Source organism: Embleya sp. NPDC008237, assembly GCF_042956465.1.
Lineage (GTDB): Bacteria > Actinomycetota > Actinomycetes > Streptomycetales > Streptomycetaceae > Embleya.
Genome location: NZ_JBIBGL010000002.1, coordinates 251,156 through 259,148, shown reverse-complemented (window position 1 = coordinate 259,148; position 7,993 = coordinate 251,156). Strand labels below are relative to the sequence as shown.

Here is a 7,993-nt window from a genome sequence, read left to right as displayed (position 1 = left end):
GGGGTGTGGGGTGTGGGGGGGGGCGCGGGCCCCCGCCCCCCCCGGGTGGGGGGGGGGGGGGGGGGGGGGGGGGGGGGGCCCGCGGGGGGGGGGGGGGGGGGGGCGGGCCCCCCCCCCCGCCCGGTCTGTGCCGGAACCGCCGTCCGCGCCGGTGGACGACGGGTCCGCTCGTGGTGTCGTGACCGGGCACCCCGGTGGGCCCGGCCACGACCTTGCGGTCACGAAGCGGTGAAGGCGGCCGCGTTCGTGGCCGCGTCCCGGGGGCTAGCCCAGGCCGCTGTGGATCGCGGCCGCGAGTTCGCCGTTGGTGGTGTCGCCGCTGAATTCCCAGAAGAACGCGCCGCGCAGGTTCTGCGCCTTGGCCCAGCTCATCTTGGAGGCGACGGTGGCCGGGGTGTCGTAGCTCCACCAGTTGCTGCCGCACTTGGCGTACGCGGTGCCCGCGATGGTGCCGGTGGTGGGGCAGCTGCTCTTGAGGACCTTGTAGTCCTCGATGCCGGCTTCGTAGGTGCCGGGGGCTGCGCCGGTGGCGGTGCCGCCGGGTTCGGCCTGGGTCACTCCGGTCCAGCCGCGGCCGTAGAAGCCGATGCCGAGCAGGAGCTTGCTCGCCGGGACGCCCTTGGTCTTGAGCTTGGCGATCGCGTCGGCGGAGTTGAAGCCGTCCTTGGGGATGCCGGTGTACGAGGTCAGCGGCGAGTGCGGGGCGGTCGGGCCCTTGGCGTCCCACGCGCCGAAGAAGTCGTACGTCATCACGTTGTACCAGTCGACGGACGCCGAGGCGCCGCCGTAGTCGGCCGCGTCGATCTTGCCCGCGGAGGACGCGTCGGCGGTGATCGCCGCGGTGACCAGGTTGTTCGTGCCGAACTTGGCCCGGGTGGCGGCGAGCAGCGTCTTGATCGAGGCGGCACCGCTGGTGTCGCAGGTCAGGCCGCACGCGTTGGGGTATTCCCAGTCCAGGTCGATGCCGTCGAACACGTCGGCCCAGCGCGGGTCCTCGACCAGGTTGTAGCAGGACTCGGCGAACGCGGCGGGGTTGGCCGCGGCCTGGCCGAAGCCGCCGGACCAGGTCCAGCCGCCGAAGGACCACAGGATCTTGATGTTGGGGTACTTGGCCTTGAGCTGGCGCAGCTGGTTGAAGTTGCCGCGCAGCGGCTGCTCCCAGTTGTCGGCCACGCCGCTGACGCTCTGATCGGCCGTGAACGCCTTGTCGTAGTCGGCGTAGGAGTCGCCGATGGTGCACTTGCCGCCCTGGACGTTGCCGAAGGCGTAGTTGATGTGGGTGATCTTGGCGGCCGAGCCGGACGTGACGATGTTCTTCACGTTGTAGTTGCGGCCGTAGATGCCCCAGTTGGTGAAGTAGCCGAGCTTGACGGCGCTGCCGGGGTTGCCCCCGCCGCCGCCGGTGGTGTGCACGGTGACCGCGGCACTGGCCGGGCCGGTCTGGTCGACGGTGTCCCGGGCGACCACGCTGTACGAGTAGTCGGTGCCCGCGGCCAGGCCGCTGTCGGTGTAGGTGGGCGTGGTGACGGTGGCGATCTTGCTGCCGCCGCGCAGCACGTCGTAGTTCTTGATGCCGTGGTCGTCGGTCGCCGCGGCCCAGGTCAGCTTGACGCCGTTGTCGGTGACGTTGCTCGCCACGGGCGTGCCGGGGGCCGAGGGCGGGTTGTCGCCGGGGTTCGTGGGTCCCCCGTCGCAGGAGCCGCCGTTGATCTTGCAGCCGGTGGGGTTGCCGGGGCCGGTGCCGTTGAAGCCGAACGTCACCGATGCGCCGGGTCCGACCGTGCCGTTCCAGCCGACGTTCTTGGCGGAGTAGTGGTCACCCGTGCGGGTGACGGTGGCGTCCCAGGAGGAGCCGACGGCGGTGCCGGCCGGGAAGTCCCATTCCAGGGTCCACGAGGTGATCGCCGCGGTGCCGGTGTTCTTGATGGTCCAGCTGCCGCCGAAGCCGGAGCCCCAGTCGGAGGTCTTCACGAATGTGGCGGTGGTACCGGCGGCCTGTGCGGGGGACGCGAGGCCGACCATCGCTGCCAGGGGGAGCAGCAGGGCACTCATCATGGCGACAAGGGTGCGCCGGGACAGGGTGGTGCGTCGTTTGGTTCCTGTGCTCAAGGGTGCTCCTCGAGTGGGGCCAGACATGCGGGGACGTGGCACCTCCCGGTGGGGAAACGATTCGACTGCCACCCCACCGCGGGTCCCAGTGAGAGTAGGAAAGGTCTGGACCAGGGGTCAATGGTCTGTACCAAAATGGTCTGGACCAACCGCCGTGCCCGACGCCGGAAATGCCGCACGCGGGCCCCGAAGGGCCCGCGTGGTCAGGGCTTTTGCCGAACTTGCCGAAATTTTCCGCGGGTTCGGCGAATCCGAAGTCAGCGCCGAGCGGGGGCGTACGGCGCGCCGGGTGCCGGTGCGGTGCCGTCCACGGCCGCGCGCCAGCGGTCGTGCAGCCACATCTGGGTGCGCCGGCGGGCGGCCCGTTCGTCCCATTGCACGTCGCGCTCGTAGGTCAGCACGGACAGGTCGCCGGCGAGCACCGCCCACGTGTAGAGCCCGTTGATGTGACGCGCGTTGACCCGCATTCCGCTCACCGAGGCGGCTCGACCGGCCGCGGTGCCGATGGTCTCGTCGTGCTGCGCGACCCACTGCACGGTCAGCCCCTCGGCGTGCAGCGGGTCCACGTGGTGCCAGAACGCCTCGGCGGCGGCGTGCGCCTCCTCGGTGCCGGGCAGCGGGCCCGGGCGCGGGCCGTCCAGCCGGGTCCAACCCAGCAGGGTGCCGTCGGCGCGGTCGACCACCACGCTGGCGTGCGGGCCGCCCGGGTGCGGGTGGGTGGCCGGTTGGTGGCGCACGACCACGACGGGGCGTTCGTCGTGCCAGGCGTAGTCGAGCGCCGTGAGTATCCAGGTGCGGGGTATCGACAGTCGGCACTTCGCCAGCAGAGCGGCGACGGCGGTGGTGACGTCGGTGTCCCTGCCGGGGAACAGGGTCATGGTGCATCCTCGCGGTCGTGCGGGACTCGAACGGGTCGGAGCGGATCAGGACGGTGCGGCGGCCACGGCGAACGCGGTGGGCTCGCGCACCGGGTCGGGACCGACGGGCCAGGAGAGGGCGTCGGCGCCGCTCGGAACCGCGAGCGCCGCCAGTTTGCCGCACACCTGTTCGGCGCCGCCGTCGAGGGTGAGTCGACCGGTCGGCGCGGGGGTGCTCCGGGCTGCGCGGTGGGGTGTCGGCGTCGGGGCATCGCGGGCGTCGCCGGGGCGGGTCGACGCGTCGGGGGGCGGGGTCCGGGCGTGGCCTGGAGCCCTGGCGTCCGCGACCCGTGCCGGGGTGGCGGCCGAGGGAGGCGGCGCGCAGGAGTTCTCCATGAACCGGACCCTAACGATCGGCGGGCCGGATGAGAACAAGTTCCATCGCTTCCATACGCCACCGTACGGACATTTGCCCGTGGTTGGGCGAGCTCGTGCCCCGTCGGTGCTTCCGTTCGTGTGACGCGGGGCACGAACTCGAAGAAGCCTGTGTGCCGTTGGACTAGGGTCCGGTCAACCCCGCTCGGGAAGGAGCGCGCGTGTCCTCCACCGTCGACACCGATCTGCTCGTCATCGGTGCGGGCCCCACCGGCCTGTACGCCGCCTACTACGCGGGCTTCCGGGGCCTGCGCACCGCACTCCTGGACTCGTTGCCCGAACCCGGTGGGCAGATCTCCGCGATGTACCCGGAGAAGATGATCTACGACGTCGCGGGTTTCCCGGCGATCAAGGGTCAGGACCTGGTGGACGCGCTGGTCGAGCAGGCCGCGCCGTTCGAGCCGAGCTATCTGCTCGGCCACCGCGCCGAGCAGCTGGAACAGGACGACGACGGCGTCACCATCACCTGCGCGAGCGGCCTGGTGGTGCGCGCCAAGGTGGTGCTGATCAGCGGCGGGATCGGTACGTTCAGCCCCCGCCCGCTGCCCGCCGCCGACGCGTTCACCGGCGAGGGTGTGCGCTACTTCGTACCGCGCCTGGCCGATCTGGCCGGGCTGGACGTGCTGATCGTGGGCGGCGGCGACTCGGCGTTCGACTGGGCGACCAGCCTGGAGCCGGTCGCCAAGTCGATCACGCTGGTGCACCGCCGGGACAAGTTCCGCGCCCACGAGCACACCGTGCGCCGGGTGTTGGCCTCGACCACCGAGGTGATCACCTCGGCCGAGGTCACCGTGCTGCACGGCGACGGACAGGTCCGGGCCGCTGACGTGGTCGCCAAGGCCGACGGCGCGGTGCGCACCCTCCCGGTGCAGGCCGTGGTGGCCGCGCTGGGTTTCATCGCCGACCTGGGCCCGATGACGCACTGGGGCCTGGAGCAGCGCAAGCGGCACATCGTGGTGGACCAGGCGATGCGCACCAACCTGACGCGGGTCTTCGCGGCCGGTGACATCGTCGACTACGACGGCAAGGTCAAGCTGATCGCCACCGGGTTCGGCGAGGCGGCCACCGCGGTCAACAACGCGATGACCGTGGTCGACCCGTCGGCGCACGTCTTCCCGGGGCATTCCTCGGACGTGCCGTAGGAGGACCCGGGCGGGCCGGCCCGGGAGCTGCGGGGCTGCCGGGCGGCGCCGCCGTGGGGCTCGGGGACGGGTGCGGGGTCGGTCCGGCGCGGCGGGCGCGCCGCGGGGCCGATGTGGGGCGCCGCGGGGCCGGGTGTCGGGTATGGGGTGCGGCGGGCCGCTGCGGGGTCCCGGAACGCCTGATGTCGGGTGGCGAGTGCCTGGTGTGGAGTGCCTGGTGTCGAGTGCGGCCGGTTGCCGGCGCCGCATGCCGGGTGCCGGATGCCCGTCCCGGGTGTCGAGTCCCGGAGGTCGGCCCGGTGATATTGCCCGGCGGGACGCTATTGCCGAGTCGCGTGCCGGGGGCAATTTCCGGCCGACCCGGCCGAAAAGCGGAATAGGCACTTGTTGTGTCGGCGGATGACTCGATAGGCTCACGCAGTCGCAGATATCGATCCATTGTTGTCGAAGGACGTCATGACGCTCGTGGTGCCGGTCACCGCCTCCACGCCCGGAGTCTCCTCCCGGCGGGTCGAGGCCGTCGCGCCCTGTGGCGCGGCCGTGCGCCGTCCGCGAACTCCCCTGTGTACCCGCTGGCATGTCGATTTCGGCCGCGTGCACAGCTCGGCCTGTCGCACCCGCTGACCCCCGCGGACCGGGCTGCTCCGCCGCCGGACGCTCGCCGGCGATCCCCCTGATCGCCGGTCGGCCGTCCGCCCGCCGTTCCACGACCTCGCCCTCGATTCGCCGCGTCCCGCGCCGGCGCGATTTCCGACGCGCCGCCCATTCCGTGCGCCGTTCCCGACGCCGCGCGTTCGCGCGAATCGACGGTTATCCCTGCTCGAAATCACGCGCGCCGCCGCGTGAATTCGCCATGCCCGGAGATTCCCATGCGCTTTTCGGTATTCGCCGCCTCCGCCCCTCCTCGAAGACTGCGCCGCACCGTCGGCGCAGGCGCCGCGACGGCTGCCCTCGCGCTGCTGGCCGGCGCCTGCGACGGCGCCGGCGACAAGGCCGCGAACTCCGCCGAGGTCGGCCCGCCGCGGGCCGGCGGCACGCTCACCTTCGCGCTGGCCGCCGACCCCACGTGCCTGGACCCGCAGCAGTTCGGCGCGAACGCGAGCCTGAACGTGGGCCGCCAGATCGTCGACTCGCTGACCGACCAGGACGACAGGACCGGCGAGATCAAGCCGTGGCTGGCCACCTCGTGGGAGGTGGACCCGCAGGCCACCCATTTCACCTTCCACCTGCGTCCGGGCGTCACCTTCGCGGACGGCACGCCGCTGGACGGCGCGGCGGTCAAGGCCAACCTCGACGCGGTGGTCGCGCTGGGTGCCAAGGCCACCATCGCGGGCAGCTACCTCACCGGGTACCGGGGCACCACCGTGCTGGACCCGGCCACCGTGCGGGTGGAATTCGCCGCGCCCAGTGCCCAGTTCCTCCAGGCCACCTCGACCATGTCGCTGGGGCTGCTCTCCCCCGCCACGTTGGCCAAGACCGCCGAGCAGCGCTGCCAGGGCGATCTGGTCGGCTCGGGGCCGTTCACGCTGCGCTCCTACAAGCCGAACCAGGGTGTGGAGTTGGTCAAGCGGACCGGCTACGCGTGGGGTTCGTCGCTGTTCGCCCACCCGGGCGAGGCGTACCTGGACAAGCTGGTGTTCAAAATCGTGCCCGAGTCCGGCGTGCGCGCCGGCAGCCTGGAGTCCGCCCAGGTGGACGCGATCAGCGACGTGCAGCCGCAGGACGAGGGCCGGTTCGCCTCCGGGTACACCGTGCCGACCCGGCCCAACCCGGGCGTCGTGTTCAGCCTCCAGGCCAATGTCTCCCGGCCGATCCTGGCCGAGGAAGCAGTCCGCAGGGCGATCCAGAAGGCGGTGGATCGGCCGGAGTTGGCGCAGACCGTGCTCACCTCGAAGTATCGGGCCGCCACTTCGCCGCTGGCCTCGGTCACCCCCGGGTACGTGGACCTGTCCGCGCAGTTGGGCCACGACCCGGAGGGCGCCAGGCGGCTGTTGGAGGAGGCCGGTTGGAAGGCGGGTTCGGACGGCGTGCGGGTCAAGGACGGGCGCCGGCTCGTCGTGGACGTGATCTTCGCGCCGCTGTTCAACGCCAGCCAGTCCGTCCTGGAACTGGTCCAGCAGCAACTTCGCAAGGTCGGCGTGGATCTGCGGCTGCGCAAGCTCGCCGCCGGTGAGCAGAACCAGGTGCAGAACTCGGGCGACTACGACTTCGCGTACTACAACGTCACCCGCGCGGATCCGGACATCCTGCGCACGCTGTTCAGCACCAGGACGGGCAACCGGCTCAGGATCGCCCCGGGTGACCTGGACACCGTGCTGGACGACCAGGCGCAGAGCCTGGACCCGGTGCAGCGCAATGCCAAGGTCGCCCAGGCGCAGCGGATCGTCGCCGACCGGGCGTATGTGATCCCGCTGTTCGAGCTGTCCCAGGTGCATGCGCTCGGTCCCCGGGTGCACGGGTTGAGTTTCGAGGCGTCTTCGCGTCTGCAGTTCCACGACACGTGGGTGAGCGGCTGATGCGCGGCTATCTGGTGCGTCGGGTGCTTCAGGCGGTGGTGGTGCTGTGGGCGGCGTTCACCGTGTCGTTCGTCGTGTTGTATCTGCTGCCGGGCGATTCGTTGTCGATCAAGCTGGGCGGTCTGGAGGGTACCGCCACCCCGGCGCAGATCGACGCGGTGCGCAGTGCGAACGGCCTCGACGACCCGGTCCATGTGCAGTACGCCCGTGCGCTGGGGGACGCGCTCACCGGTGATCTGGGCACGTCGGCGCAGACGGGGGCGCCGGTGGCGCGCACGATCGCGGACGCGCTGCCGCAGACGCTGGCGTTGACCGGTGCGGCGATGGTGTTGGCGGTGCTCGGCGGTGGTGGGGTGGCGTTGGCTGCGACGTTCACCCGGCTGCGGGCGCTGCGTCAGGTGTTGTTGTCGCTGCCGGCGATCGGGATCTCGATGCCGGGCTTTTGGGTGGGGTTGTTGCTGGTGCAGGTGGTGTCCTTCCAGTGGGGGCTGCTGCCGGCGATGGGCAACGAGGGTGTGCGGAGCCTGGTGTTGCCGGCGATCACGTTGGCGCTGCCGGCGGGTGCGCTGATCGCTCAGGTGCTGGCGAAGAGCATGACCACCGCGCTGGCCGAGCCGTACGTGGAGACGGCGCGGGCCAAGGGTGCGGGCCGGGTGCGGATCCATCTGCGGCATGCGCTGCGCAACGCGTCGTTGCCGGCGATCACGCTGGCGGCGGTGGTGTCGGGGAATTTGCTGGTGGAGTCGGTGGTGGTGGAGACGGTGTTCTCCCGGGCCGGGATCGGCCGGCTGACGGCTGTCGCGGTGGACAACCAGGACGTGGCGATGGTGCAGGGCGTGGTGTTGCTCGCGGCGCTGGTGTTCGTGCTGGTGGCGCTGGCGGTGGACCTGCTGTATCCGGTGCTGGATCCGCGCGTGGGAAGGACGGTGTGACG

General features: G+C 71.5%; 6 protein-coding genes. 3 read left to right on the top strand and 3 right to left on the bottom strand.

Features of this window, described 5'->3' with window-relative positions; translation table 11 throughout:
- Positions 1–264 precede the first annotated feature (264 nt).
- From ACFZBU_RS04330 to ACFZBU_RS04320, 3 genes are all read right to left on the bottom strand, one after another.
- Positions 265–2,055, bottom strand: coding sequence for a glycosyl hydrolase family 18 protein (locus ACFZBU_RS04330; protein ID WP_391582439.1), 1,791 nt, complete (start codon positions 2,053–2,055; stop codon positions 265–267).
- A 311-nt stretch (positions 2,056–2,366) separates the two neighbouring features.
- The gene (locus ACFZBU_RS04325; protein WP_020552059.1) at positions 2,367–2,987 is read right to left on the bottom strand and encodes a hypothetical protein; all 621 of its coding nucleotides are present in this window, start codon (positions 2,985–2,987) and stop codon (positions 2,367–2,369) included.
- A gap of 45 nt (positions 2,988–3,032) precedes the next feature.
- Positions 3,033–3,362: a hypothetical protein gene (locus tag ACFZBU_RS04320; RefSeq protein WP_391581955.1), complete on the bottom strand. Its 330-nt coding sequence runs from the start codon at positions 3,360–3,362 to the stop codon at positions 3,033–3,035.
- Between the two features lie 200 nt (positions 3,363–3,562).
- On the opposite strand from ACFZBU_RS04320, the gene ACFZBU_RS04315 reads away from it, so the two are divergent.
- The 3 genes from ACFZBU_RS04315 to ACFZBU_RS04305 all read left to right on the top strand — a co-directional run bounded on the left by ACFZBU_RS04315 (position 3,563) and on the right by ACFZBU_RS04305 (position 7,991).
- Positions 3,563–4,543 carry an NAD(P)/FAD-dependent oxidoreductase gene (locus ACFZBU_RS04315; protein ID WP_391581954.1) on the top strand — a complete coding sequence of 327 codons (981 nt, stop codon included), beginning with the start codon at positions 3,563–3,565 and terminating at the stop codon, positions 4,541–4,543.
- An 869-nt stretch (positions 4,544–5,412) separates the two neighbouring features.
- Complete coding sequence (locus tag ACFZBU_RS04310) at positions 5,413–7,059, top strand: ABC transporter substrate-binding protein (RefSeq protein ID WP_391581953.1); 1,647 nt, start codon at positions 5,413–5,415, stop codon at positions 7,057–7,059.
- Positions 7,059–7,991 carry an ABC transporter permease gene (locus ACFZBU_RS04305; RefSeq protein WP_391582438.1) on the top strand — a complete coding sequence of 311 codons (933 nt, stop codon included), beginning with the start codon at positions 7,059–7,061 and terminating at the stop codon, positions 7,989–7,991. Before ACFZBU_RS04310 ends, ACFZBU_RS04305 begins: the two co-directional genes overlap by 1 nt.
- The last annotated feature ends 2 nt before the right edge of the window (positions 7,992–7,993 follow it).

Bases quoted from the DNA above. Each gene is read 5' to 3' on its own strand.
- ACFZBU_RS04305 (WP_391582438.1), top strand. From the start codon at position 7,059: ATGCGCGGCTATCTGGTGCGTCGGGTGCTTCAGGCGGTGGTGGTGCTG.
- ACFZBU_RS04310 (WP_391581953.1), top strand. From the start codon at position 5,413: ATGCGCTTTTCGGTATTCGCCGCCTCCGCCCCTCCTCGAAGACTGCGC.
- ACFZBU_RS04320 (WP_391581955.1), bottom strand. From the start codon at position 3,362: ATGGAGAACTCCTGCGCGCCGCCTCCCTCGGCCGCCACCCCGGCACGG.
- ACFZBU_RS04330 (WP_391582439.1), bottom strand. From the start codon at position 2,055: ATGATGAGTGCCCTGCTGCTCCCCCTGGCAGCGATGGTCGGCCTCGCG.
- ACFZBU_RS04325 (WP_020552059.1), bottom strand. From the start codon at position 2,987: ATGACCCTGTTCCCCGGCAGGGACACCGACGTCACCACCGCCGTCGCC.